Below are 23,704 nucleotides of genomic sequence, written 5' to 3'. Positions count from 1 at the left end.
CAATTGAGTCACTGGATTACTGTTTACTCATTTCCTATATCAAAGGATCTCAGCGCGCTTTTTCGCTTAATACAGCGTTACCAATTGCCATTGAGAATTGCTGAGGAAGAAAATCAGCAGGCGTTGCTGACGACAGATTCAGGTATAGCTGAATTGCTGAAGCCGCTTTTGCAAGATTGGGAGCGGGGATTAGTTGATCTGGACAGAGTTCAGCTAACAAAGGCGGAACCAGAGGACGGCGATCATTTACCGGGTGAAGAGGGACAAGCACCAAAGGAGAAAGCACCTGTAAGCCCCTCATTTTTACCGACTTTCCCAATGGATAAAACACCGATTAGTTTACTGCTTATCGGCCTGTGTTTTTTTGGTTGGTTTTTACATTCCAATAATCTGTCTGCCCCGCTTTTAATATATCCAGATACCAGTGGTGGCCCACTTTTCTCACAGTCGTCTTTAATGTGGCACTTGGAGAGAGGGGAGTTTTGGCGATTGTGGACCCCTGCAATCATCAACTTGTCTTTTCAGCATGCCCTGTTCAATGCTCTGGCTATCTGGATACTTGGGCGTCCATTGGAAGCACGCGGAGGGCCATTTATTTATAGCCTTCTAGTGTTGCTCGGCGGGATTGCAGCTAATTTATCCCAATATGCCTGGAAGCCCGAGGTGATATTCGCTGGAATGTCGGGTGTTGTATACACGCTGGTCGGATTTGCTGTGGTGATGCAGCGTTGGCAACCGGCATGGAGAGATATACCCCCGGGTATTATTACCCTGGCGATTGTGTGGATGATATTGTGCGTTCTTGGAGTGATTACCTATTTTACAGGGATCGGCATCGCCAATGCTGCGCATTTAGGAGGCTTTTTTGCCGGTTTTTTGATTGCGCTGGTTTACTGCGTTGCTGGTGGTGCGCGAAAATTTAACTCTTATCCCGCTTCAACCTGAATTATATGATTTTACTGATAACCTACGTTTTTATTGCCCTTGGCTTTTCTTTTCTGTGCTCGATAGCAGAGTCAGTTATTCTCAGCGTAACTACCCCATACGTGCGCCTGATGGAGCGGGAGGGGCATAAAGCGGGGTCTTTGCTGCGCAAATTAAAATCCGATATTAATGCCCCCCTGGCCGCTATCCTCACCCTGAATACCGTTGCGCACACAGCGGGTGCTGCAGGTGCCGGTGCCCAGGCAGCAGCGGTTTTTGGCAATGAGTACCTGGGTATCGCCTCAGCGATCCTGACCCTGCTGATCCTGGTTTTTTCTGAAATTATCCCTAAAACCCTGGGAGCCGTGTACTGGCGCCAATTGGCCCCAAGCACCGCTTATGTATTGCGCGGCCTGGTTTGGTTACTCCACCCGTTTGTAAAAATGTCCGAGTGGTTGACCAAAGGCCTGTCCCACGGCCCAACCCTGACGGGCTTTAGCCGCGATGAGTTCGCCATTATGGCGGAAATTGGCGAGGCCGAAGGGCAGCTAGAGCAGCGGGAGTCCAGCATCCTGCGCAACCTATTCTTCACCCTGCGGGACCACTCCGTACGCGAGGTGATGACTCCCCGCACGGTGGTCTTCTCCCTGCCGCAGGACATCACTGTGGAAGAGGCCTACGAGGATGCAGAGAAAGGGCGTTTCTCCCGTATCCCAGTCTATGAAAATCGCGACCCGGATTGTGTGGTGGGTTTTGTATTGCGACAGGAGCTATTGCTGGCCTACGCGAAAGGTGAGCACCAGAAAACTCTGGCGGATTATCGCCGTGAAATGTTGATCCTGCCGGAAACAGCCACTATCTACCAAGCGTTCCAGAAAATGCTGTCCCGCCGCGTGCAGATTAGTGCGGTTATGGATGAATATGGCAGTCTCGAGGGCTTGGTGACCCTGGAGGATCTACTGGAGACCCTGCTAGGGGAAGAAATTGTCGACGAGGCAGATAAAACACCCGACCGCCAGGAGTTGGCTAAGCGTTTGTGGCGCTGGAGATCGAAGAAGTACGGCCTCAAAGTCGACGAATCCGCAAACACAGAAGAGAACGCGGAAGAGGCTGGTCAAGGGCGCGATCGAGGCAGCGACTGATTAAGAATTTATCTGATCAAAAAGTGATCATTTCTGCACTAGCCCAATACAGCGGGTATTGGGTATTGCCCGATTCCCAAACGCGGGCGAATGCAGGATAGAGCGCCAGCGGAATCTTTGACGGCCTCTGTGAACCTGGACAGGTTTTACTACCAATGCCTGCTAGGCTTGCAGAGCATATATATTGCCGCGCCTGCCCCGCTGGAAAGGCCGGTACCCAAGCCGCTAGAATACGCCGCTTCGGAACCTGACGGACTGAGATTTTAAAAATGGGAAATAGAACTCCTCTGTATGACACGCATGTCGCTATGGGCGGCAAAATGGTGGATTTCGGTGGATGGGACATGCCGCTGCACTACGGTTCGCAGCTGGATGAGCACAACAAGGTGCGCACCGATGCGGGGATGTTCGATGTCTCCCATATGACCGTGGTCGACGTAGATGGCGCCCAAGCTCGCGACTACCTGCGCTACCTGCTGGCCAATGATGTGGCCAAGCTGGATGGCAACCCGGGTAAGGCCCTTTACACCGGCATGCTCAATGACAAAGGCGGTGTGATTGACGACCTGATCGTCTACCTGCGCGATCCCGGCTACCGAGTGGTTGTTAACTGTGCAACTCGCGAGAAAGACCTGGCGTGGATGCGCAAGCAGGCAGAGTCCTTCGATGTGACCCTGACAGAGTGCCCGGATGTAGCGATGGTCGCTATCCAGGGCCCCAATGCCATCGAGAAAACCAAAGAGGTTTTGGGCATTGATTGGACTTCCGCGATTGATGCACTAAAAGTTTTCCAAAGCGTTGCCCGGGGTGGCTGGTTCGTAGCGCGCACCGGTTACACCGGTGAAGATGGCCTGGAAATTATGTTGCCGGGTGAAGACGCCGGTGGTTTCTGGCGCGCCTTGGCCGAAGCGGGCGTTTCTCCATGTGGACTGGGTGCACGCGACACCCTGCGCCTGGAAGCGGGTATGAACCTGTACGGACATGAGATGGACGATGAGACCTCTCCGTTGGTTGCCAACATGGCCTGGACGGTTGCCTGGGCACCGGAGAGCCGCAACTTTATCGGCCGTGGTGTTCTGGAGCAGGAAAAAGTCGATGGTGTTAAGCACAAGCTTGTAGGCCTGGTGCTTGAAGAGCGCGGTGTATTGCGCGCAGGTCAACCGGTAGTGGTAGACGATAGTGATGACCGGGGTATCATTACCAGCGGCACTTTCTCCCCCACACTGGGTTACTCTATCGCCTTGGCGCGAGTTCCGGTGAGTGTTGGTGATACCGCACAGGTGGAAATCCGTAAGAAACTGCAGCCAGTCAAGGTGGTTAAGCCCTGCTTCGTACGCAACGGCAAGTCAGTTATTTAAGCGTCGCCCAGAGGTGTACGCGTCACTAAGACAATAAACTTAGATGCTTAATCAAGGGATAACAGCATGAGCGAAATCCGCAATGAATTGAAATACCTCTCCAGCCACGAGTGGGCACGCCTGGAAGAGGACGGCACCGTAACCATCGGCATCAGCGATCACGCTCAAGATGCCCTGGGTGATGTGGTTTACGTTGAGACTCCAGAAGTGGGCACCAACCTGGCTGCTGGTGACGAGGCAGGTGTAGTTGAATCCGTTAAAGCTGCCAGCGATATCTACTCCCCGGTTTCCGGTGAAGTAGTTGCTGTCAATGAAGCTCTGGAAGACGCTCCGGAAACTGTAAACTCCTCTCCTTACGACGATGGCTGGTTCTTCCGCATCAAGCCCTCCGACGTGAGCGAGCTGGACAATATGCTGGATGCAGACACATATCGTTCAGAGTCTGAAGACTAATAGAGCGAATGTGCTGAAAAGCATATTAAAAAAAGGCTGTGGCTAATCCCCACAGCCTTTTTTATTTGTCATGAGCTTTTTAAAGTTTGCTATCTTCTGAACTTGTATACCTAGAGTATGAGATAAATCCCTAATTAAAGGTTTAGAAAAATGCAATGTCAAAATGAATATCTTTTTAATTCCTGTGCATTTATTTCTTCAATTTAAATTAAATTTCCTACTTTCATTATCAAAAACCAATGATGAACGATTTAATTTCAGCCATTCTTTAAGCTCACCGGGCTGTAAATTTTGATCTGTAAGATAATTGAAAAAATCTATATTACTTCTGTAAGGGTTGTCGTATGTGCTTCCATTTTCGTTATTTGCAAGATAATCTAAAACAGGTATAAATCCTGTGATGCCCAATGGGTATGCCAAATACGCGAGTTCTAGTTTATTGACATCAGGTGACTGCCATAGCTTTTCTAATGAGGGGGTTAGAGTCAGCCATTCTAATTTTTCTATTCTTGAATAAAATATATGGCGATTTGCGCCACTATTAAAGAACGATTTCAGTATTAGATCCTCTGTGGCTGGATCATTTATCTGGGAAAATGCTGTCGCGAAGTGATAGTTAACATGACCATTCTTGTTTTCAACAAACTGTATTATTTCTTCTTTGAAATCTTTGCTCCAGCCATTTCTAGTTATGGCTTCGATAAGCCAAGGATATTTAGAAAAGTGTTTTTTCACAAAGTCTTTCATGCCCCTATCGGATATCATGGAAATGTAAGCATCGGATATATAAGAGTTCGGTGAATGCCAGTTAGATTTTGCCATTGGTAAGAAGTCTTCTTCATTACCTTTTAAAGCACGAGAAATCATGCTGACTTGCGGGTCGGTTTCTGTGTAGCTACGCTGGTTGCTTGATAGATAGAGTATTGTTTCAATGAAATCTTGTTTTTGGCAAAGAGAAGCATTCGCGGGTAAGTGTACTTTTTTCAATAAAGTAAAATCTGGTTTTCGATCTTTGACGGAAATTCTCTTGATAAGTTCTTGATCAGACATCCCATAATTTATTTGGAGACAATTCACCTCTTCATTACCAAGAATAATTTCCCGATTCTCTGGGTTCTCCGTGCATCCAAATAAAAGCAGTGATAATGTAGTTAGTTTTATGTTTTTTTTCATTTTTTCACCTCTAGATTTTCACAATAACCAACATGGTTGACGATAAAGAATGAGGTAAGCTGCTAATTGGTTGGTTAGCCTCCAAAGAACAAGCCAGTAATCCCATGGGATCGCATACCAACCAGCTGACCACGAAAGAACGATACCAGATCGAATCCTTCAATGAACAGAAATATTCATCTTGAGTCATTGAGTTACTACTTAATTTTCCCAGCAAAAACAGCTTTGTAGACCTCAATAGATTTATCTTTACTGTATAGAGAATTATCACAGCAAAGCATTACGAAGACAGCATGGGCTTTGTAATTAATCTAAGTTCGAATTCACTATGAAGATATAATGCGACTATTGGCTAAAAACGTAAAACCCGTACCAATTGTGGGTTAAATGAAGCTTGGCAGATGTTAAAAAATAGTAATTTGCGAAAATTTATCGCTGGATAGGTAAGCTCAATAGGAGATTGCGGCTACCAAGGAAGGCAAAGCTGATCGAAACCGTTCAGGCCTTCTTAGTAGAAGGTAATCTAATTCCAGAGAGCAATGAAATTATAGAAGGAACGATGATTTTCGATGAAAACACCAAACTTGGCAACAGGAAGGGAGATACAGTTTGTGGTCAAGGTAGCTATCTTGTTGCATTAGTTGATCGAGTTTCTAAATTATTGCTTACTCGGGGAGTGCTAAATAAGAGTAAGAAGACAGTAAATGGTACGATTTAGTAGTTACTGAAGCCGAATCAGGCAATATGTAAGACAACAACCTTTGGTATTGGAAATTCGAGTTAAACGAAAATGCCAATGTCCGACTGAGGCTTTCCCTAAAGACATGGAAATTGGAAGATACTTAAAAGTCAAATTGATGATGCAGTATTTCGAATTAATAATTGGTAAAAGGAATTTTTAAACTACTTGAGTACACTAGGAATTCTAGTGGACAGGCGTGTGCCAATTGTTTTGGTATTATAGAGTCTGGAGTCGAGTGATAAAATACAATTAACTGTTAATCAGTCAATTTATTTAATATGGTTACATTTTCAGATTGCACCGTTCACGCGCTTCACCATAACCTATTATTAAATAGGTACATACCACAAGAACTAGAAGTTTGAGTTTTACAAATTTACGTAACAATTAAGTTTGGACCCTATTGCTAATAAAAATACATCTATTGACAAATTCTCAGTGCCGGTTGAACTAGTATCTAAGGCGCTATTTACACTTACTTCTGATTTTTAAAAATTAAATACAAGGTCATAAACATTTCCATTAAACTCTCTAAAAGCTATCAATGGGTTAAGCTTAGCATCTTCAATAGTGGCTTCAATACGACCAATCAAGCATTCGGAGAGTTCTGCACGAATAAAAGTTTCTAGTAACACACCCATTGTTAGTCCTTTTCGCTAATTAGGTTCCACCTCTGTATTAAACCAAGCGAATAGGTTAAGCCGAGAATTAAACATATGCCAGAGCTGGTTAGCCAAAAAGTTAGCGAATTATCTGGGAAGGCTGGCATTATGAAATAAAAACCCAGCGCACGAGCCAAAAATATCGTTGAGATTAGTATCAGGCCAAGCCGAATCAGCGGTAACCTCACAATTAAACCCGCACCAGAAAAAGCGTAGCTAGCCCAAAGCAGTAGAACGGCTGAAATTACGCTAGTTACAATAGTTGGGTAGGGGTGGCCACTTTCAGCTAGTTGAGCCATATGCTCACCGGCACCGAGAAATCGATACCAATCACCGCCAAATACTATACACCCGATATGAACTAAAGCAGCTAACACTGTGAGTATCCCTGCTACCTGCAAATAATTAATTCTCTGACTGACCATTTATTCTCCTTGACTGGTCTATTCGTATAATCGAAAGTGGACGAAATCATATCACTTATCAGCATGCCCAGAGAATGGAAAACGACTCAAATCAGGGAAAGACATCCACTAGTATACCAACCAGTATCGATTGAAGAATATTCCAGTGGCATATCACGTGTACAGTATATCCGCCTCGCCTCCTTTGGAAATGGAAAAAACGTTATAAATTAACTAGTTAGGATGCATGCTGCAGTATTTTAAATATCAGAATGTATGATAAGTAGCACCCAGCCAAAATATACGGCTTGAGAAGAGTAATTAATGAGCTTTCAGGGACATTGAACTTTTAAATAGGTACGATCATGCAGGATATCTCTCCAAAATTATTGGCTGAAAATCAGAGTGCGAATGCCAATGGGTAAGTCACATAAAACCCATGGCAATATATCCAATACTTAGAAGATGCTTAGCCTTTTTCTTTTGAAATGAGGAGTACGTTTACTTAGTTATTTTTGATTGTCTTGTGCCTTGAGGTTCTAACGTAAAGGCTATTAAAGATTGCCAATTTTCTACATGCTCCGATATTTTCCAAGGCGATAACTTACAAAAAATAGGCACAAAAATGATCTTATTGAAATTTATTAAGTTTGTTTCAGTGTCAAATCTGCGTAAAATCGATAGATATTTATTGGTATTTTGGTCGTAAATGAGGCACTTTTTGAAGGCCGATGACCAAAGAGATTCAATAGAGCAAGATTTCTCTAAAAGAACCACTCTCTCAAAGGAGAACGATAGCGTGACGTAAGAGTAAGTAAAAGGCGCTGACCCAAGGTGCGGGAACACCAGGGGCCAGCTAACCAAATTGATACCTTAACTATCAAAATGGCTGTATGGATCATACGCTAGAAACCCGCTCGTCTCCAATAAATTGGAGTACATCCAGCGGCTTGGAGAGATTCTCTAAGCTTTGGGAGCGTTGCGTCCGCCTTTTCTTCTTCCATGCCTACCGTTCTCGCGCTCCCCCTGCATTCTTCAACAGATTAGTTTCTCAGCCGTCCATCAATAAAAGTCTACCCATGGCTTGAATATCAGAGAATAGAAATATGTTGATCTTAAAGCGTAGAACTGGTGAAAACCTAAGGATCGGAGCCAATGTCTCAATCACAGTATTGGAAGTTAAGGGAAATCAGGTAAAGATAGGAATACAAGCTCCCAGATCACTTCCAGTTCACCGTGAAGAAATTTACATACGTGTCCAGAAGGGAAGGGTGCAGGGGAATAGAAACTGTTGAGAACTTGGCCCTAATTATGGAACATCCAAAGCATCGGCATCAAAACCTTAGCAGAGCTTCGGTCTTGGTGCCAGGTACCGTTGCTAGTTACGTCTATTCACCTGATGGTACCACTTGATAAATACCGGCCTCATCTAAAAAAACGCCATTGGACATCATATAAACAAAAACTAACACAGATAAGATAACTACTGCTAAATGAACCTTCGTTGCTGAATTGGCGTACTTAGAAAGATAGTCCAGGCCATTCTTTTGGCCTGAAGTGGATGCAATGGCGAATGGTAATAATACAACTATTGCTAGTCCAGCTAAGAAGAAGTATGAAAGATATTCCTCATAGTAATAAGGGAACCATGACTCATAGAAAACTGTAAAAGTAAGGTAATATGCAGCAAGTGCAAGTAGGAGTGTAATGGTAAAAATAAATAGTTTCTTCAAATCAAATACCAAGACTTTCAATAGAGCGTAGGCTCCTGTAGTTAACAAGTTTTACAGTGAAGGGTTCTTCTTCAGAAGAATAATAACAAAAGATGGGTGCTAAAGCTCACCCTATCAATGAGCTTGTTGCAAACTCTCTTCATTATCTATCACAGAGATTGTTCTCTCTATGAATCTTTTGTAAGCCTTTTCAGGTATAAATGTGGTTTTATCGCTCGCGTTGAATTTCTGTAAAATGCTCTTTAATTGTGTATCCGCTATTATTTTCTCTAAATCTGATTCTTTATGATAAAGTTCTCGAACTCTATCTATCCATGCAAAAGTATTCTCTCTAAATTCAATTAGAGATGATTTATTGGCAGTAACACCATGCCCGGGTATGATTAAGCTTTGATCATCACCCATGTTTAAAATAGTATCAACTGCGTTGCCGAAGCTTTTAATTCCACCGGCATAAAATGTGGGGTGCCAGCTAGTATCGAAAATATCACCAACAAATATTGCATTACTCCCCTTGTGATAAAATATATTGTCAACCGGTGAATGAGACTTAACTCTAATGTGAGTAAACCCTTCTGGAGGAATGTCACCTTCTAGAAGCTTTCCACCTTTACTCTCAAAATACTTATTGCCTCCAGTGTGATCAGAGTGAGCATGTGTATTTAAGATAAAAATAACAGGCTTGTCGTAGATCGACTGAATCACTTGGTCTAATTCACTCAGATGATTATTTCCCGGCATAGGGTCAATTAATATCAAGCCATTTTCTACAGCTATTAAACCGATATTAGTACCATATTCCTTTCCACTTAAGATATATAGTTGTTCAGATATTTTCATCTTAACTATGCTTGATGAAGCAGTGGAGCTGATGAGTATGAATATTATTGAAAGAAGAATTTTGAAAATATTCAAAGCAAATCCTTTTGCATTTTAGTTAAATTTCATCGATATGTTAAACACCGTAAGACATGGTAATCAACATGTCGTGAGCTTTGATTCCTAAGTTTTGCTTACCTTACGTAATTTAGATACACCTCTGTGTCAGGGCTAAATCTAACTTTACAGGGTGTCTACTAAACGTGATTAAAAGCCCACTGTGAAGACTGGAAGTTCGTCAGCACCGGAGTTAAGCTCGTAGGGAGTCGTTGACAGTATTGTTATGGTTTTGGTGACTTTGTACGGAAATCACCATGTTAAACACCAGCCTTGATCATAGACTTGATTTTTTCTGCCTTTTCAAAGTGATCAAGTTGGTGTGTTTCTATCCACCATCTCGCAGCCTCCATTAGAATTTCTGGTTGATCATTCTTGTTTTTAAAAAATGCATAGAAAGATACACCTACGTTGCTGCCTTTCTTTTCTATCTTTTGATTACAAACATCAATGATCTTTTTTCTAAGCTCTGTCCTCATCAAATTTTTTCCTTATTTTCTCTTACTCCACTCAAAATGGTAGGCGTCTACTCAACGGGGGAAGGTTTCCTTTTTGCGCTGACGATATTGCCTACCCTTGTTAACTGTTTGGCCATAATAACTTCTCTACTTGATCATATTTCTCAGCTACTTTAAGAAATGGCTCGGCCCAGCCGCTACTTAAGCTAACTTCTTGCAATGGTCCAGTTGGTGCAAATAGAACAGAAGCTTCGACTTTTTCTGGTAAAGCATACGACTTTACCATATTAAGTAGTTTCTGGATTTCTTTAGTTGCCTCTTCAGAGTCATTCCATGAAGACCAACAAAAGTCATTATCTGGAATCTGTACCAGCTCTATCGCAGATTCCAGTACATGAACTAAAGCTTCATAAGGCTCTGTCTCATTGATTGTGCCGTGTATTAATTCTTTTGTACGATCTAATTTCATAGAGACAGTTGACGCCTCGCATCAGGCGCAGCCTTTTGGAGGTCGCTCTGCATGCATGTGTTATAAGGCATTTTTATCCTATCTGCTTCCAAATTACTGCAGATCCAAGACTGACTAGTCCAATTACGAATGCAAGATATTGAAACCCACTTACCCAGCCTATAGAGATTTTATTTACTAGGGGCCAATCGGCTATGGGGGCCTGTTGAACTGAAGAAGGCATTGATTTTCGACTAAGGACCCATGGCACTGCACCAAGTACAATCCCAGCACATACTATTGAAAGCCCAAATGCAGTAATCGCGATTTTAATAAGAAAGCTACCAAGTTTCAATTGCCCCGAATTAAGAAGCGTAATCAGAAATCCAAAAATTGCAGTTTGAACACCAACCATCCAGGCGCTTGACTCGCGAAGTAGTTTTAATGACTCGAGAGTACGTTCGTCCTCTGTCATTAGATGATTCCTCTTAGGTTAATGCCTTATAACGCCTTTGTAACGGGCCGGAGTAAGATGGCGCCGTTTTTTGGCGACAGCTTACGGAGGTCCAGCCTAACAGCCCTACCGTTGGGTGGTCGTTGATAAACTTGTTAACTGACATTGCATTGAGCTTCAAATTTATTATTGTTACTACAAACAAGATTTAAGTTTGAAAGTGTAATAAATACCATAATACCCGCTCCACCCAAGAACCAAGGAGTTAATGCAGGGTGATTGAATGCTTGCAACATTACACCCCATGATTCTTGAGTAAGAAGCAATATATCAGTATTTTTAATATCTGGCATATTCCCATTTGAGACTATTGTATATGCTGAAAAAGCGAAAAAAGCATACAGAAAAATAATATTGAATATTACAATAGGAATACTAGTTACTGAAAGTCCAGGCCACGACCAATTGCATTTAGCTTTATATATGATTGATGCCAAAATTAAGGCTATTCCTAATGCCATTGCAAACATAGCTTGATTTAACGGGCTTTCTATAGGTCTCCCACCAAATAAAATCATCATAGCTATGTGATAAATAAAGAACAACTTAAAATCGAATGACATATTTCTAGGAGAATATTTCTCATTCTTTGCTTTAAGTTTATTTAGTAATGATTCGAACATACATCAACCTCTTAAGAGAGTTAACGAGGGCGTAGAAAAACTCAGCCCTCTTTTCTTATTGTGCTTCTACGTGAAAAATAGCCTACTTATCTGTGAAAGTTAGATCAGAATTCACTTAGAATCACCATTTATGGTTAATATTTAATCACGCCCAAGAAAGCAAAGACATAAATTAGTTTTTCTACAGCCTGAACGCCAAGCTCAACCGGCGCGTTAGCGATCAGTTGTAGTACCTTGTTAACTGTTACATTCTAAATTCGACTGCATCCAGGTTAAAAGATCTTCGGCTCGCCGGATTTTCTCTAGCTTTAACCAGCGCGATTGCAACGAGGGGTTAGCGAGTTCTGCTACTACAGCCACAGGCTCTTCATCAGTTCCGGACCGAATAATCAACTCACCTGTCCTGCAAATTTGAAACAAGGCCTTAGCAAGCGATATATCTAAATCATCGTACTCAAATGCAATACCCACCAAAGATTCATTTTCTAGAAAATTGAATATTCCTAATCTTAGCGTCGTGCCACTTTCTAGTGGCACATAAACATAAGTATCTTCTTCAGAAGTTGCACCTAATTCTAACAAGAGCTGCTTGAGGTTACTTTTTGCCGAAGCGGTAATAGGATTATCTACAGATGCATAGGAAACCTCTTCAGTAAAGGGGTTTACCATCTTGCGTGTTTTGGTTGTCAAATTGATTGTATATAGGTCCATAGAAAATACAGTTAACGCTTCGATAATCGGCATGCGAAGCGCAGCGTAGCATGTCCGGTGAAGCCCTGTAAGGACGGAGCGAAATTCATCAACGTGTTATGTGCTAGCAAGCTGCAACTCAAATAGAAACAGCGTGCATATCGCAGAGATTCCGACTCCGCAACCAAGTCCGATAGTAACCATTTGAGTTTGCCAGCGATTGAGAGTATTGGATTTGAATACGAGAGGGGCTAATGAGGCTGATGTGATAGTTAAAGCCGAAGTGAGTGCGACAACCCCAATTTGAAGCTTAGTACCGTTGCCATATATCTGAATAAGTACAGTTAAAATTAGTGCGGATACTGAAATGAAAGCGATTTCAGCACAGTGATAAATACGCTTCCAATGCCTTTTCTCTTTCTGACAATACCATGCAATTTTTTCAGATAGTGACTTCAAGACTAGATCCGATTGTTGAATTTATGACTGCACATAATGCCGCGCTCAGCCGCCGGAGGTCGGTTGCAGTGCCTTGGTACGCCCAGCATGGGCGTGAACTAATGGGGTGAAAGTCCCCTGTAGGAGGATCACCGTTTAATGGATTCCATTAAATGCTAACTACTAGCGAATGGCAACTGCAACACCGTGAGGTCTTGTGGAGAGGAAGCCGCTAGCAAAGCTACGAGCTGACGGACAGAAACATCATATAAGGCTTAGCCTGGAGGCGAGGTGGCCAAGAACACCGAAGCCATGTGATCTAACGGGTAAAGTAAATGATGCAGTTGTGTAGTGAAAGTTCACGTTCTTATCTGGGGAGATCTGTTCAACCTGCTGCTGTAAAGCTGTCAGCGTGGCCGCTGACTCATAAGTAGGCCCAGCCCGCTAGCCACCATCGAGGGGGTAAACAAAATTGGTGGAACACAGCGGCGCCTCGGCCAGTAATGGCCAAGGTGATTGAACAGAAGTCAGCCGACGGCATAGTAGCCTAATGCCAAGATTAATACCTTGGATACGGTGAAGGCTTGAACCCAAAATCCACGAGTTAAAAGACAGGGCTAGCCTACCGATGTGTTGCCAGCCGGATATAAAATTGACGTAGCGCACTGCCATGACACTCAACTCAAATGAAAATCTGCTTGAAGTCATCCTCAGCAAAGAAAATCTTAATGCTGCATGGAAACACGTGCGAAGCAACAAAGGTGCAGCAGGCATTGATGGGGTCACCGTTGATGATTTTGTGCAGCACTTCAAGGTAGTTGGGAATGAAATTATCGAAGCCATTCGGCAAGGTCATTACCAGCCGTTGCCTGTTAGACGCGTCTACATTCGCAAGTCAGATGGTGGTCAGCGAGGGCTAGGGATACCTACGATTTTTGATCGTGTTATTCAGCAAGCTATCGCGCAAATCATCAACCCTATTTTCGATGTGACTTTTTCAGAGTTTAGCTATGGCTTCCGGCCAAAGCGATCACAGCATCACGCGGTGAAAAAACTACAAAAGTATATCGAGGGTGGCAAGCGAATAGCGGTGGATGTCGATCTATCCAAGTTCTTCGATCGAGTGAATCATGACTTTCTCATGAGCTTACTCGGCCAAAGAATTAACGATAAGCGTTTACTCAAACTGATCGCAAGCTACTTGCGCGTAGGCTGGGTAGAAGATGGATGTTGGCAAGCGTGTTATGAGGGGGTGCCGCAAGGTGGCCCTTTATCGCCGCTGCTATCCAATATTGTACTCGATCTGCTCGACAAAGAGCTGGAAAAACGCCGACACAATTTCGTCCGCTATGCGGACGATTTCGTGATTGTCGTTTCCTCTAAACGCTCAGGTGAACGGGTTATGGCCAGCATCAAACGCTTTGTTGAGCGCAAGCTTAAACTCAAAGTTAACGATGCTAAAAGCCAAGTAGTCCCCGTTAGCCGGTGTAAGTTTCTGGGGTTTTCTTTCCGTGGAGCAAAGCTTGTCTGGCATGATAAGTCGCTGCGCCAATTTAAATATCACGTCCGTCAGATTACAGGGCGATCCCGTGGTATTTCGATGGAGAAGAGAATGAAAGAGCTTACCGTATTCCTCCGTGGCTGGATTAATTATTTTGGTATAGCACAAGGCTACCAAAAATGTATTGATCTAGACTGCTGGATACGGCGGCGATTAAGAATGAGCTATTGGAAGAATTGGCGTAGGGTAAGAACGAAAGTTCGAAATTTGCTACGCATGGGTGTGAGTGAATCGCTGGCAGTTACCTGCGGCTCGTCTGCTAAAAGTTACTGGCGAAGCGCAAAAACTGAGGGTATTCATATTGCGCTTAATAATGAGTTCTTCGAAGAGATGGGCTTGATCTCATTGCGAGATCGTTGGGTAGAGATTCATTACGGATAGGGAACCGCCCATTGCGGACCCGCACGATGGGTGGTGTGGGGGGCGGTAGTTAGAAACTACCGGCTACCCGATTTATTACTACCCTTTTAATACATAGCTAAACGTTCTACTTTTCAAAAGCTTAAAACTTGGATCTAAGCCTTCTGATGTATTAGGAGTATATCCAGTACGTGAAATATATATACCACTTTCACTCACGAACGATTTATCCAACGTAATATAAATCCCTGTTTCACCTGTGCGAACAGAATAAGGCTTTAATTTTGACAAAGACAATGGCAGCTTTTCAATATTTACGATCGAATTCCCTGGATTTGATTTCAAAATTTCTATTGCCGACTTTTCTACTAAATCAATATCAAATTCATCTTCAGAGTGGTGCTTTACACAACCAGTTAAAATAAAGATGAGAATCAATAATTGAAAGATACGCATTACTTCCCTTTGTAGCAATAACATTTCCAGCAAGGGCAGCCGAAGCGGAGCATAGGCTGTCCAGCCCAGCCCCGAAGGGGGTGGGCGAGCTTGACTGGCCTGGTTAATTTTCGGGGCTGGCCGAGGAGTTCTTGCCTGCCTCAATGTATGTTTCTATGTAATCTTCCGTTATACTGTGTGGATATGAGTTGACCATTAGATCAAGCATATCATAGAGCTTTGTATCTTTTATTGCCGCAGACTCTGTAGCGAGCACTCTTTGAAGACTGTTGTATGTATCCATGTTCTGGACAATGAACTTTTCGCCCCATTCATACATTTTTTCTTCTTCCCCCTGCCTCGCATATCCGAGAAGAAGAGCAATCATATTTGCTTCATCTACTGACCTTCCCGATGAAGCAAAAACTGTAGAAATTTCTACACCCCGCTTGAACCCCCGATGCTCGCCAACATAGTAAGCAGCAACGACTAAAAAAATCACTACAACAGATCTAATAATATTCTTGTAAGGCATGGCTACTCTTAGAAAATTAACGCCGCTAGCAAGGGCAGCCGAAGCAACGCGTAGGCTGTCCAGCCCAGCCCCGAAGGGGTTGGGCAAGCTTGCCTAGCCTGGTTATGGCTGGCGCGCTCAGGACTACCTACTGGCACTTTGCCAGCCACAGCTTGGCTGGACCCTGCCCAATATTTAAGAGGGAAGAATACCGCACTTTCCCTAACCAATTCCTATCTTACTGGCAATCCGCGAAATTGCAGCGGACTGCCTTTTTTTACAACACCCGAGCGAACACTCTTGGAGCGAAACTGCCTGAATAGCAATCAGTAAAATTGCTCAATACCAGATGCTATTTAGTGGCACGAAACCTTCAGTTACCACGAAAAATCAATAAAACCGACCGCCACAATAACGCCCGCAACAGCCGTGAGCGTAGCGAGTCGACTACTTGCGTTTGTTAGCGCAACCGATCTAGCTCATTCTTTATTTGATTAATTTGTTTTGCAGAGAACACAGTCTGACTAAATTTTATGCTGCTTTTACTGCCTATTATGCAAATAGTCATTGGCCACCACCCCTTAACTACATAATCCTTATACTCAGAGATAGGCATGTAGCCAGATCCTGACAAGCTACGAAAAACTATTGCATCTTCAGTAACTGAAAATGAGTACTCCTCGACCTTAGACTTACCACTATTAAATACTGCGAGCCAAACTGTTACCCCAATTGGAATGGTGAAAAGTCCTGTCACGTAGAGTTTTATATAATTTTGAGGAATATCCTTTCCAAAAAATACCATTGCAATCGACATCAAGCAGATACCAATTAGAGGGGGGACTAAGTTATCTAATCTATAGATAAGCCCTTGGACACGAGTTTGTACAACTTTCATACTTATCGCTCTTATGACGTGGTCTTGCCCACAAAAAGTAGACACTCTAACTATACGTATTTTCGCTCATACTCTGCTGGACTTACATAGCCCAATGCAGAGTGCCTACGAACCCTATTGTAGAAAATCTCAATGTATTCAAACACCTCAGATTTTGCTTGCTCTTCGCTTTCGAATGTTCTGGCATAGACCAGCTCGACTTTTAGCCTGCTAAAGAATGATTCCATTGCCGCATTATCCCAACAGTTAGCCTGGCGACTCATGCTCGGCTTGCACTTGCTTTCGGACAAGAGATCCTGGTATTTCTGCGATCGATATTGCACACCCCTGTCAGGGTGAACTAGCAGTCCAGGCTTTATTGGTCGTCGCTCTAGGGCCATTTTCAATGCTCGACGTGTCAATTCATCGGTCATCTGGGAGTCGAATGCCCAACCTACAATACGTCGAGAGTACAGATCCATAACTACCGCGAGGTATAGCCACCTATCCAGAACCCAGATATACGTAATGTCACTGGTCCAGCGGCAATTTGGTCGATCCACATCAAAGCAACGCTTAAGTAAGTTGGCGGAGACGTTAATGCTCCCCTCCACGGGCTGACTATATCGAAAGCCTTTGCCGTTTCTCGCTTTAATATGTTCCTGTTGCATAAGCTTAGCGACGTAGTTCCGCGAGCATGACTCGCCTAACTCTTGAAGCTCGCAAGCAATTCTAGGCGCGCCATAACGACCTTTAAACTCAGCAAACGTCTCTCGGATTTTCTCGATTGTTCGTATCTCTCTAATCGTGCGAGCAGATGGCAATCGCCCCCGCCATCGATAATAACCCGATCTTGAGACTTCTAAACACCGACACATCAAGCTAACCGGGAATGACCCTACATGCTCTTGTATCAATGCGTACTTTACTCTTGGTGGTTCGCAAAGTACGCAGCTGCCTTTTTTAGAAACTCAACCTCCTGACGAGCTTCATGCAGCTCCTTCTTGAGTTTGCGAACTTCAGCGCTTTCCTGTTTGGAATAGTCGACACCGTCTAAACTATTGAACTGCTTATCAGACAGTCGATTAAATTGACGACGCCAGTTGTAGATCTGCTGTGCGCTGACGCCTAGCTCTCGCGCCACAGAAGCCGTTGTTGCTCCAGGCTTTTCCGCTCTCTTAACTGCTTCTCTGCGGAACTCCTCCGTATACGCCTGAGTTCTTTTCTTACCCATGATACACCTCCGTGTTAGGCCTAAACCTAACTATACAGGGTGTCTACTAAACGTGGGTAAGTCTTGACGCTAACGCCGCTAGCAAGGGCAGCCGAAGCAACGCGTAGGCTGTCCAGCCCAGCCCCGGAGGGGTTGGGCGAGCTTGACTAGCCTGGTTATGGCTGGCGCGCACTGAACCACCTACTTGCTCTCTACCAGCCAACTTTGGCTGGCCACTGCCCGATAAATTTAAAGGGGAAAATACCATACTTTCCCAACCGGTTAACTATCTGATTGGCACTCCATGATGGCGTAGCTGGCTTGCAGGGCTTGCTGACTTAAAACGATGGCACTGGAACGAAACTGCAGTACCAAATTGCAGGAAAACTCTCAGAAAAAAGTGCTCAGATAGAGATTGATGCTTGCAGCAGCTACAGAACATCTGAAAATCGGCCGCCACAATAACGCTCAGCACACGGGCGGCCGAAATGAAGCGAAGCGCAATGTAGGCCGTCCTGCCCGGCGTCTTTTGCCGGGCATTCGTGCTGCTGCTTGTTAAGTTTTACTGGTACCACTTTACGCCCTTGGTTTTATTCTTGTGTTCAACTGAATACAGATGCTCAATGGTTCCCTTGTATTCACCATGTTGAAACACGAGACGAACGTAACTACGATCATCTGGTGATACCGGTAGTTGCAAATAAAGAATATCATTTGCGCTACCCAATACGAATACTTGGCCAAGATCAATATATGTTACCGGCTTAAAATCTATTTTTGGTATTTGGATTTCTTTGCCGCCTAGCTCAAAACTCACTCCCTCAAGTTTATAGTGAACTCTGTGCGGGTAAGTCGATATCTCTACACTTGAAACCTCCAAGCTCGCCTTATAACTCAGGCCTCTAAATTCGCCAGACATACCAACATGTGTAATGGGGCGAGCCACATCCTCTACTGCATTAGCGGAAAAAGAAACCAAGAATATTAAAACTAAAAATTTACGCATAATCTGATTAAAACTTAACGCTTCACTCAGCTGCGTTTTTGAAGGAGTCCGTTTGTGCTATAAGCACAAAAAGGAGCGACGGAAAAAACGTCAGCTGGAGTGACTTGTTAGCCATGTAATTCATCGATTCTATTTAGGGACCCTCTGATCAACGAAGCATTTTTCCAGAATTAAGCTGAGCTGCTTGAAAAATTCACTTTATTACGCACAAACGCGTAATTTGCGCGTAATAGTCCACTAATTTTTCATCTGAAACCCTCAATAGGTGGATTTCAGGCGAACCACCCCTAGGCAGCCAAGTATTTTCTCCCTATTATTAAGTTGGTAAAGCCTGCCAGTAAGCACAGCCTCTCAGTATTTTTTACCAGTCCCCGATAGCGGACCTTGTCATAACCAAATACCCGTTTGATGTAGCGGAAGGGGTGCTCGACCTTCGCTCTTATCTGCGCCTTGATCTTTTCCGCTTTACGAAGTGCATCACGCCCTGGAAGAGTTTTTAGCTTGCTCGGCTTCATTGCTATATACCAATCCGCCTCCCGCTCTTTCAACTCTTCACGTTTCTCCGCACCAATGTACCCAGAGTCTCCCCAGATTCTTTTCTCCTCCCCGTGGAGAACTCGCTCTGTAGTTGTGACATCATGCGAATTCGCTGCTGTTGTATCTATGCTATGTATTACTCCGAGCACATCATCAACCCCGATATGCATTTTCATTCCAAAATGCCACTGATTGCCTTTCTTTGTTTGATGCATTTCTGGATCACGTTTTTTCTTTTTATTCTTGGTTGAAGTTGGCGCAGAGATAATAGTGGCATCTACAATCGTACCTTCACGCAGTACCATGCCATTCTCAGCAAGATGCTTGTTGATTTCATCAAAAAGAGCTGCACCTAGCTGATTGAGCTCCAGTAAGTGGCGAAAGTTAAGAATCGTTGTTTCATCGGGAATTGGGCCGCTCAAAGTCAATCCAGCAAAACTACGCATGGATTCAATTTCATACAGTGCATCCTCCATAGCGGGATCACTGAGATTATAAAATAGCTGCATGCAATGAATACGGAGCATGACACTCAATGGATATGGCTGTCGGCCACGTTTGCCTTGTGGATAGCAAGGAGTGATCTGAGCTTCTAGTCGCTGCCATGGGATGAGGGCTTCCATTTGAGAAAGAAACTTCTCTCGGCGAGTTATACGGCGCTTTAGCTTATATTCTGCTTCGGCAAAGGTGACTTGGTGCATAATTCATCGTAGTCTTGATGGGTAGGTGAATATTACCAATATTGGCTTGGAATTATTCAGAGGTTCCTTAATACTTTTAACTCGATACGCTGCCATTTAGCAATACCATCCTCTTGAGACAATATTCTTTTCCTTACTCCCCGAAGATGGTTTAACTCTTCGAAAAAGACAATTTCTGATTCTTTGCCTTTATAGGTTTCATCTTCCCCAAGACTCCAAATTGCCTCTGAAGTATCGATATTATCAAGCAGTAAAGTATCTATATCAATGTAATAGCGTTGTAGTCCTTGACTAGTTTCAACGGGACCAAGTAATACCGTTTGAATCAACCCGTCTAGACTATCCAGGGATACAATTCCTTCTAAGTAATCGCCTATTAATTCTTTAATCTCGTATTTATCCATGAGCTACTTCTTACGGCTAACGAAAATAGATATGCGGAACCGTTAAGAAAGTTGGCAGTGCCTTTGTGCAAGCAAAGGGAATGACAATTTTTAGGTTTCCGCATAATCGGGTTGTTATTTGTTGCTCGTGGCACTGTGTACAAATCCACTACAAATATCTTTCTTTTATTGTCTACCACGATTCGGAGAGAGAAACTAGCAGCACTAGGTTCGCGGCCTTGCTTCGAAGCGGCTGCGCCGTCCGCATTAACTTCGTTATGCGAGCGTCGCTGAAGCTTCGAAGCTTACATGAAGGTCGAACCGTTGGCTATGGGCTTTCCCGCCAATACTGTTTTTTTATACAGCAACCTAATAATTACCTGCTATTCTTTATTGAACCCCCGCAAAACTGGAGCGAGCGACCAATAACATTTATATAGTATTCATTCTGACCACTTTTATCATGATTACTATTTCAGAATCAATTTTCCCGCTGTAATGAAAATTTTAAATTAAAACCATAGAGTTAGATGTAATTACTACTAAAGTACAAACTACAAAAATGATCACTTTGACTACTATCCCGGTTTTTAACTCAACTTATAACTTACTGATTTGTAATGTATTTCTACACATTCTACGTGAAGCTAAAAAATAACGGTCAAAATGATCATAATTACCTGAGCTGGCATTCACTAACTTGTCAGAATTATCGGAAATTTAGAATTGTGATGAGGCCAAGGCTTCAGGGTTGAGTGTTGTGAAGGGTTAGGCATTTTTTTGCTTTGAGTGTACTAATTGAGTATCACGTGTATTTAGTAGTTATTTGTTTTTTTCTTTTGGTGGGGGATATTCTGCTATTCCATTGACACACTTAAAAATAAAGTGAGCTTGCCATTTCTGAAAAGCAGCTTAAGGATTAGGAAACATTGAGAAGCTATTTGGTGGGTCAGAATAAGGTTGAGCGATATAGCTCTTCGTTAGTCGCTTGGGCAAATATCTTGCTGTTGCGAGGGACAAACGGTTTGGTTGTTAGATATTTAACTCAGGCTTTATAAAATCGGGTAAATTTAGATTTAAATACCTCATCATTTACGGCTGCAAAGTGACCTTCAACCCTGCCTCATTAAGAAACCCTTTCACGGTACTTTCAATTTGCTCGGGGCTATTCATCTGCAAAACCTGTTGCAGGAGCAGCTCAATATCAGCTCGGCTAACGGCGCGTAGCGTAGCTTTTATTCGCGGTAAGTTAGTGGCGTTCATCGATAGCATATCGTAGCCCATGGCTACTAATAACAATGCACCGCTAGGTTCTCCTGCTAGTTCTCCGCAAATCCCAACTTTGGTGCCAACGGCATGGGCTGCCGTTACGATTTCCTGTAAAGCGCGCAATACTGCTGGGTGCAGGGCGTGGTAAATATTGGCTACGCGGCTGTTATTACGATCCACCGCCAGGAGATATTGAGTGAGGTCATTACTGCCTACTGATATAAAATCTGCATGTACGGCGAGTTCTCGCACTTGGTAGACGGCAGAGGGCACCTCTACCATTACCCCGAGTGGGGGCATAACGATTTCGTAACCTTCCTCAAGCAGCTCCCGGTAGGCTCTTTCCACCAGTTTGCGCGCGGCTTCGAGCTCGTTCAGGCCGCTGATCATGGGGAGCATAATCCGCAGGTTATTTAGCCCCAGGCTGGCTTTCATCATGGCGCGTACTTGCGCCAGGAATATTTCCGGGTGGTCAAGAGTTACGCGAATGCCACGCCACCCCAGAAAGGGATTGGTTTCCTCGATCGGGAAATAGGCCAGTGCTTTATCGCCGCCAATATCCAAGGTGCGCATAGTGACGGGCAGGGGGGCAAAGGCTTCCAGTTGCTCCCGGTAAATTTCCCGCTGCTCTTCCTCGGAGGGGAAACGGTCTCGCAATAGGAAAGGTACTTCGGTGCGGAAAAGTCCTACTCCTTCAGCGCCGCGCTCCAGGGAGCGAACAACATCGGCCATCAGCCCGGTATTTACCATCAGGCGAATGCGATGGCCATCGGAGGTGATTGCCGGGAGTTGAGCCAGGTGGTCCAGGTTGCGGGCCAGTTGCTGCTCTTCTGCAACAATATCGTCGTAGCGGCGCTTGAGTTCTGCGCCGGGGTGAATATGCAAATCGCCTCGATAGCCATCCACCACCATATCGACACCGTCGATGGTTTCGTAGGGCAGGTCCTGGACTCCCATTACTGCGGGCAGTCCCATGGCTCGGGCAATAATAGCCACATGGCTGTTAGAGGAGCCTTTAACCGATACGGCTCCGATCAGCTTTTCCCTGGGCACTTCTGCCAATACCGCTGCGGTTAGCTCTTCGCCGATCAGGATGGTGTTATCGGGGAAGTCCCGGTCGCTCTGCTGCTGTTGCCGCAGGTGCATCAGCACTCGGGCGCCCAGGTCGCGAACATCGGCAGCCCTATCGCGAAAGTAGGAGTCGGACATGGCTTCAAAGCGCCGCACATGTTCCAACATAACTTCGGCCCAGGCCCGCTGGGCACTGAGCTGTTGTTGGATGCGATCGCACACCTCGACGGCGAGGGAGCTGTCATCCAACATGCTGATATAGGCATCGAATAGCGCCCGTTCCTCGGGGCTGAGGTCGCTCTTCAGGCGCTCACCGACTTCGCGAATTTCCTCTTGGGCGGCAGTCAGGGCCTGTTGAAACAGGGCTAGTTCAGTGTCCACATCCTCGCATTCGGAGTAGGGCACTGTGCCGAGATTCGCATGCGGGGTGACAATATGTACCCGCCCGATAGCCACACCGGGGGATGCGGCAATGCCGGAAAAGTGAGTTTCCCGTTGTTGCTTGCCAATACAGGCGAGAAGACCGGTGGCCTCAGCGTGGGCGATAACGCCGGCGAGCTGCGCCGAGAGTGTGACCAGAAAAGCTTCCTCCCACTCGTCGAATCGGCGCTTCTCTTCTTGCTGCACAACTAGGACACCCAGTACGGCGCGGTGGTGAATAATCGGTGTGCCGAGAAAGGCGCTGAAGCGCTCTTCTCCTGTAGAGGGGAAATATTGGAAGGCGGGGTGGGCTTCGGCCCTTTCCAGGTTAATCGGCTCTTCGCGGGTAACTACATTGCCCACCAGTCCCTCGCCGGGGGCCAGGTGGACCTGGCCAACCGCTTTGGGGTTGAGGCCATCGGTGGCCATCAGGACATAGTTGCCGTGTTGCTTGTCGCGCAGGTATACGGAGCAGACGCGGGTGTGCATGATTTCCCGCACGCGATGCACAATGATTTCCAGCACCGCGGTGAGGTTCCGGGCGGCATTTACTTCCTGAACGATACTGCGCAGAGATCCGAGCAATGGCCTGTCCTCGCCAATCAACGGAGAAATTCGATGGCCCCGGAAAGTAGAATTTCGATGCTGATCGGGGCCAT

At 44.7% G+C, this 23,704-nt stretch carries 24 protein-coding genes; 6 read left to right on the top strand and 18 right to left on the bottom strand.

The genetic code is table 11. The features are described from left to right. Positions 1-3: 3 nt before the first annotated feature. From ACJJIY_RS03355 to gcvH, 4 genes are all read left to right on the top strand, one after another. Positions 4-945: a rhomboid family intramembrane serine protease gene (locus tag ACJJIY_RS03355; protein ID WP_445359099.1), complete on the top strand. Its 942-nt coding sequence runs from the start codon at positions 4-6 to the stop codon at positions 943-945. 5 nt (positions 946-950) lie between these two features. Beyond that, positions 951-2,066 carry a CNNM domain-containing protein gene (locus ACJJIY_RS03350; protein WP_444907019.1) on the top strand — a complete coding sequence of 372 codons (1,116 nt, stop codon included), beginning with the start codon at positions 951-953 and terminating at the stop codon, positions 2,064-2,066. Positions 2,067-2,335: 269 nt separating this feature from the next. Continuing rightward, entirely contained in the window at positions 2,336-3,424 is a 1,089-nt protein-coding gene (gene gcvT / locus ACJJIY_RS03345) for a glycine cleavage system aminomethyltransferase GcvT (protein WP_445359098.1), read from the top strand. Between the two features lie 66 nt (positions 3,425-3,490). Beyond that, positions 3,491-3,877 carry a glycine cleavage system protein GcvH gene (gene gcvH / locus ACJJIY_RS03340; protein WP_444895858.1) on the top strand — a complete coding sequence of 129 codons (387 nt, stop codon included), beginning with the start codon at positions 3,491-3,493 and terminating at the stop codon, positions 3,875-3,877. A 198-nt stretch (positions 3,878-4,075) separates the two neighbouring features. On the opposite strand, the gene ACJJIY_RS03335 is transcribed toward gcvH, so the two are convergent. Next, positions 4,076-5,050, bottom strand: coding sequence for a hypothetical protein (locus ACJJIY_RS03335; protein WP_445355510.1), 975 nt, complete (start codon positions 5,048-5,050; stop codon positions 4,076-4,078). Positions 5,051-6,280: 1,230 nt separating this feature from the next. Continuing rightward, complete coding sequence (locus ACJJIY_RS03330) at positions 6,281-6,433, bottom strand: hypothetical protein (RefSeq protein WP_445355511.1); 153 nt, start codon at positions 6,431-6,433, stop codon at positions 6,281-6,283. Between the two features lie 1,531 nt (positions 6,434-7,964). Between ACJJIY_RS03330 and csrA the strand changes: the two genes are divergently transcribed. Then, positions 7,965-8,153: a carbon storage regulator CsrA gene (gene csrA, locus ACJJIY_RS03325; RefSeq protein ID WP_444895861.1), complete on the top strand. Its 189-nt coding sequence runs from the start codon at positions 7,965-7,967 to the stop codon at positions 8,151-8,153. A gap of 93 nt (positions 8,154-8,246) precedes the next feature. Here the strand turns inward: csrA and ACJJIY_RS03320 are convergent, their stop codons facing one another. The 7 genes from ACJJIY_RS03320 to ACJJIY_RS03290 form a co-directional block, all read right to left on the bottom strand. After that, positions 8,247-8,612 carry a hypothetical protein gene (locus tag ACJJIY_RS03320; protein WP_444895862.1) on the bottom strand — a complete coding sequence of 122 codons (366 nt, stop codon included), beginning with the start codon at positions 8,610-8,612 and terminating at the stop codon, positions 8,247-8,249. A gap of 93 nt (positions 8,613-8,705) precedes the next feature. After that, positions 8,706-9,431 (bottom strand): MBL fold metallo-hydrolase, encoded by a 726-nt coding sequence (locus ACJJIY_RS03315; RefSeq protein ID WP_445359097.1) that lies wholly within the window; start codon positions 9,429-9,431, stop codon positions 8,706-8,708. 356 nt (positions 9,432-9,787) lie between these two features. Continuing rightward, positions 9,788-10,006, bottom strand: coding sequence for a DUF6500 family protein (locus tag ACJJIY_RS03310; RefSeq protein ID WP_444895864.1), 219 nt, complete (start codon positions 10,004-10,006; stop codon positions 9,788-9,790). A gap of 100 nt (positions 10,007-10,106) precedes the next feature. Continuing rightward, a complete protein-coding gene (locus tag ACJJIY_RS03305; RefSeq protein ID WP_444895865.1) occupies positions 10,107-10,454 on the bottom strand; it encodes a hypothetical protein in 348 nt (115 codons plus the stop codon). Between the two features lie 73 nt (positions 10,455-10,527). Further along, positions 10,528-10,908 (bottom strand): hypothetical protein, encoded by a 381-nt coding sequence (locus ACJJIY_RS03300; RefSeq protein ID WP_445359096.1) that lies wholly within the window; start codon positions 10,906-10,908, stop codon positions 10,528-10,530. Positions 10,909-11,042: 134 nt separating this feature from the next. Next, positions 11,043-11,570 carry a hypothetical protein gene (locus ACJJIY_RS03295; protein ID WP_445359095.1) on the bottom strand — a complete coding sequence of 176 codons (528 nt, stop codon included), beginning with the start codon at positions 11,568-11,570 and terminating at the stop codon, positions 11,043-11,045. Positions 11,571-11,807: 237 nt separating this feature from the next. Continuing rightward, on the bottom strand, positions 11,808-12,314 hold the full coding sequence (locus ACJJIY_RS03290) for a hypothetical protein (RefSeq protein ID WP_445359094.1): 507 nt from the start codon (positions 12,312-12,314) through the stop codon (positions 11,808-11,810). Between the two features lie 1,054 nt (positions 12,315-13,368). Here ACJJIY_RS03290 and ltrA point away from each other — a divergent pair. Then, the gene (gene ltrA / locus ACJJIY_RS03285) at positions 13,369-14,640 is read left to right on the top strand and encodes a group II intron reverse transcriptase/maturase (RefSeq protein WP_444926033.1); all 1,272 of its coding nucleotides are present in this window, start codon (positions 13,369-13,371) and stop codon (positions 14,638-14,640) included. Positions 14,641-14,718: 78 nt separating this feature from the next. Here ltrA and ACJJIY_RS03280 read toward each other — a convergent pair whose 3' ends face one another. The 9 genes from ACJJIY_RS03280 to ptsP all read right to left on the bottom strand — a co-directional run bounded on the left by ACJJIY_RS03280 (position 14,719) and on the right by ptsP (position 23,630). Further along, positions 14,719-15,219 carry a hypothetical protein gene (locus tag ACJJIY_RS03280; RefSeq protein ID WP_445359093.1) on the bottom strand — a complete coding sequence of 167 codons (501 nt, stop codon included), beginning with the start codon at positions 15,217-15,219 and terminating at the stop codon, positions 14,719-14,721. After that, the gene (locus ACJJIY_RS03275) at positions 15,179-15,589 is read right to left on the bottom strand and encodes a hypothetical protein (RefSeq protein ID WP_445359092.1); all 411 of its coding nucleotides are present in this window, start codon (positions 15,587-15,589) and stop codon (positions 15,179-15,181) included. Before ACJJIY_RS03275 ends, ACJJIY_RS03280 begins: the two co-directional genes overlap by 41 nt. Positions 15,590-16,028: 439 nt before the next feature. Next, the gene (locus ACJJIY_RS03270) at positions 16,029-16,466 is read right to left on the bottom strand and encodes a hypothetical protein (RefSeq protein WP_445359091.1); all 438 of its coding nucleotides are present in this window, start codon (positions 16,464-16,466) and stop codon (positions 16,029-16,031) included. A gap of 50 nt (positions 16,467-16,516) precedes the next feature. Next, positions 16,517-17,362, bottom strand: a complete 846-nt coding sequence (locus ACJJIY_RS03265) for an IS3 family transposase (protein ID WP_445359090.1) — start codon at positions 17,360-17,362, stop codon at positions 16,517-16,519. Positions 17,363-17,370: 8 nt separating this feature from the next. Beyond that, positions 17,371-17,679, bottom strand: coding sequence for a transposase (locus tag ACJJIY_RS03260; RefSeq protein WP_444895975.1), 309 nt, complete (start codon positions 17,677-17,679; stop codon positions 17,371-17,373). A 541-nt stretch (positions 17,680-18,220) separates the two neighbouring features. Further along, positions 18,221-18,664: a hypothetical protein gene (locus ACJJIY_RS03255; protein ID WP_445357965.1), complete on the bottom strand. Its 444-nt coding sequence runs from the start codon at positions 18,662-18,664 to the stop codon at positions 18,221-18,223. Positions 18,665-18,951: 287 nt separating this feature from the next. Beyond that, positions 18,952-19,902, bottom strand: a complete 951-nt coding sequence (locus ACJJIY_RS03250; protein ID WP_444895065.1) for an IS5 family transposase — start codon at positions 19,900-19,902, stop codon at positions 18,952-18,954. A gap of 56 nt (positions 19,903-19,958) precedes the next feature. Next, positions 19,959-20,306, bottom strand: a complete 348-nt coding sequence (locus ACJJIY_RS03245; RefSeq protein ID WP_445359089.1) for a hypothetical protein — start codon at positions 20,304-20,306, stop codon at positions 19,959-19,961. 1,071 nt (positions 20,307-21,377) lie between these two features. Then, positions 21,378-23,630: a phosphoenolpyruvate--protein phosphotransferase gene (ptsP, locus tag ACJJIY_RS03240; protein WP_445359088.1), complete on the bottom strand. Its 2,253-nt coding sequence runs from the start codon at positions 23,628-23,630 to the stop codon at positions 21,378-21,380. Positions 23,631-23,704: the final 74 nt, after the last annotated feature.

The sequence above is a fragment of the Microbulbifer maximicatervae (SeqCode) genome (assembly GCF_052468155.1).
This window is presented reverse-complemented; position numbering and strand designations above follow the sequence as displayed.

Bases quoted from the DNA above. Each gene is read 5' to 3' on its own strand.
- ACJJIY_RS03350 (WP_444907019.1), top strand. From the start codon at position 951: ATGATTTTACTGATAACCTACGTTTTTATTGCCCTTGGCTTTTCTTTT.
- gcvT (WP_445359098.1), top strand. From the start codon at position 2,336: ATGGGAAATAGAACTCCTCTGTATGACACGCATGTCGCTATGGGCGGC.
- gcvH (WP_444895858.1), top strand. From the start codon at position 3,491: ATGAGCGAAATCCGCAATGAATTGAAATACCTCTCCAGCCACGAGTGG.
- ACJJIY_RS03335 (WP_445355510.1), bottom strand. From the start codon at position 5,050: ATGAAAAAAAACATAAAACTAACTACATTATCACTGCTTTTATTTGGA.
- ACJJIY_RS03330 (WP_445355511.1), bottom strand. From the start codon at position 6,433: ATGGGTGTGTTACTAGAAACTTTTATTCGTGCAGAACTCTCCGAATGC.
- csrA (WP_444895861.1), top strand. From the start codon at position 7,965: ATGTTGATCTTAAAGCGTAGAACTGGTGAAAACCTAAGGATCGGAGCC.
- ACJJIY_RS03315 (WP_445359097.1), bottom strand. From the start codon at position 9,431: ATGAAAATATCTGAACAACTATATATCTTAAGTGGAAAGGAATATGGT.
- ACJJIY_RS03310 (WP_444895864.1), bottom strand. From the start codon at position 10,006: ATGAGGACAGAGCTTAGAAAAAAGATCATTGATGTTTGTAATCAAAAG.
- ACJJIY_RS03305 (WP_444895865.1), bottom strand. From the start codon at position 10,454: ATGAAATTAGATCGTACAAAAGAATTAATACACGGCACAATCAATGAG.
- ACJJIY_RS03300 (WP_445359096.1), bottom strand. From the start codon at position 10,908: ATGACAGAGGACGAACGTACTCTCGAGTCATTAAAACTACTTCGCGAG.
- ACJJIY_RS03295 (WP_445359095.1), bottom strand. From the start codon at position 11,570: ATGTTCGAATCATTACTAAATAAACTTAAAGCAAAGAATGAGAAATAT.
- ACJJIY_RS03290 (WP_445359094.1), bottom strand. From the start codon at position 12,314: ATGCCGATTATCGAAGCGTTAACTGTATTTTCTATGGACCTATATACA.
- ltrA (WP_444926033.1), top strand. From the start codon at position 13,369: ATGACACTCAACTCAAATGAAAATCTGCTTGAAGTCATCCTCAGCAAA.
- ACJJIY_RS03275 (WP_445359092.1), bottom strand. From the start codon at position 15,589: ATGCCTTACAAGAATATTATTAGATCTGTTGTAGTGATTTTTTTAGTC.
- ACJJIY_RS03270 (WP_445359091.1), bottom strand. From the start codon at position 16,466: ATGAAAGTTGTACAAACTCGTGTCCAAGGGCTTATCTATAGATTAGAT.
- ACJJIY_RS03260 (WP_444895975.1), bottom strand. From the start codon at position 17,679: ATGGGTAAGAAAAGAACTCAGGCGTATACGGAGGAGTTCCGCAGAGAA.
- ACJJIY_RS03255 (WP_445357965.1), bottom strand. From the start codon at position 18,664: ATGCGTAAATTTTTAGTTTTAATATTCTTGGTTTCTTTTTCCGCTAAT.
- ACJJIY_RS03250 (WP_444895065.1), bottom strand. From the start codon at position 19,902: ATGCACCAAGTCACCTTTGCCGAAGCAGAATATAAGCTAAAGCGCCGT.
- ACJJIY_RS03245 (WP_445359089.1), bottom strand. From the start codon at position 20,306: ATGGATAAATACGAGATTAAAGAATTAATAGGCGATTACTTAGAAGGA.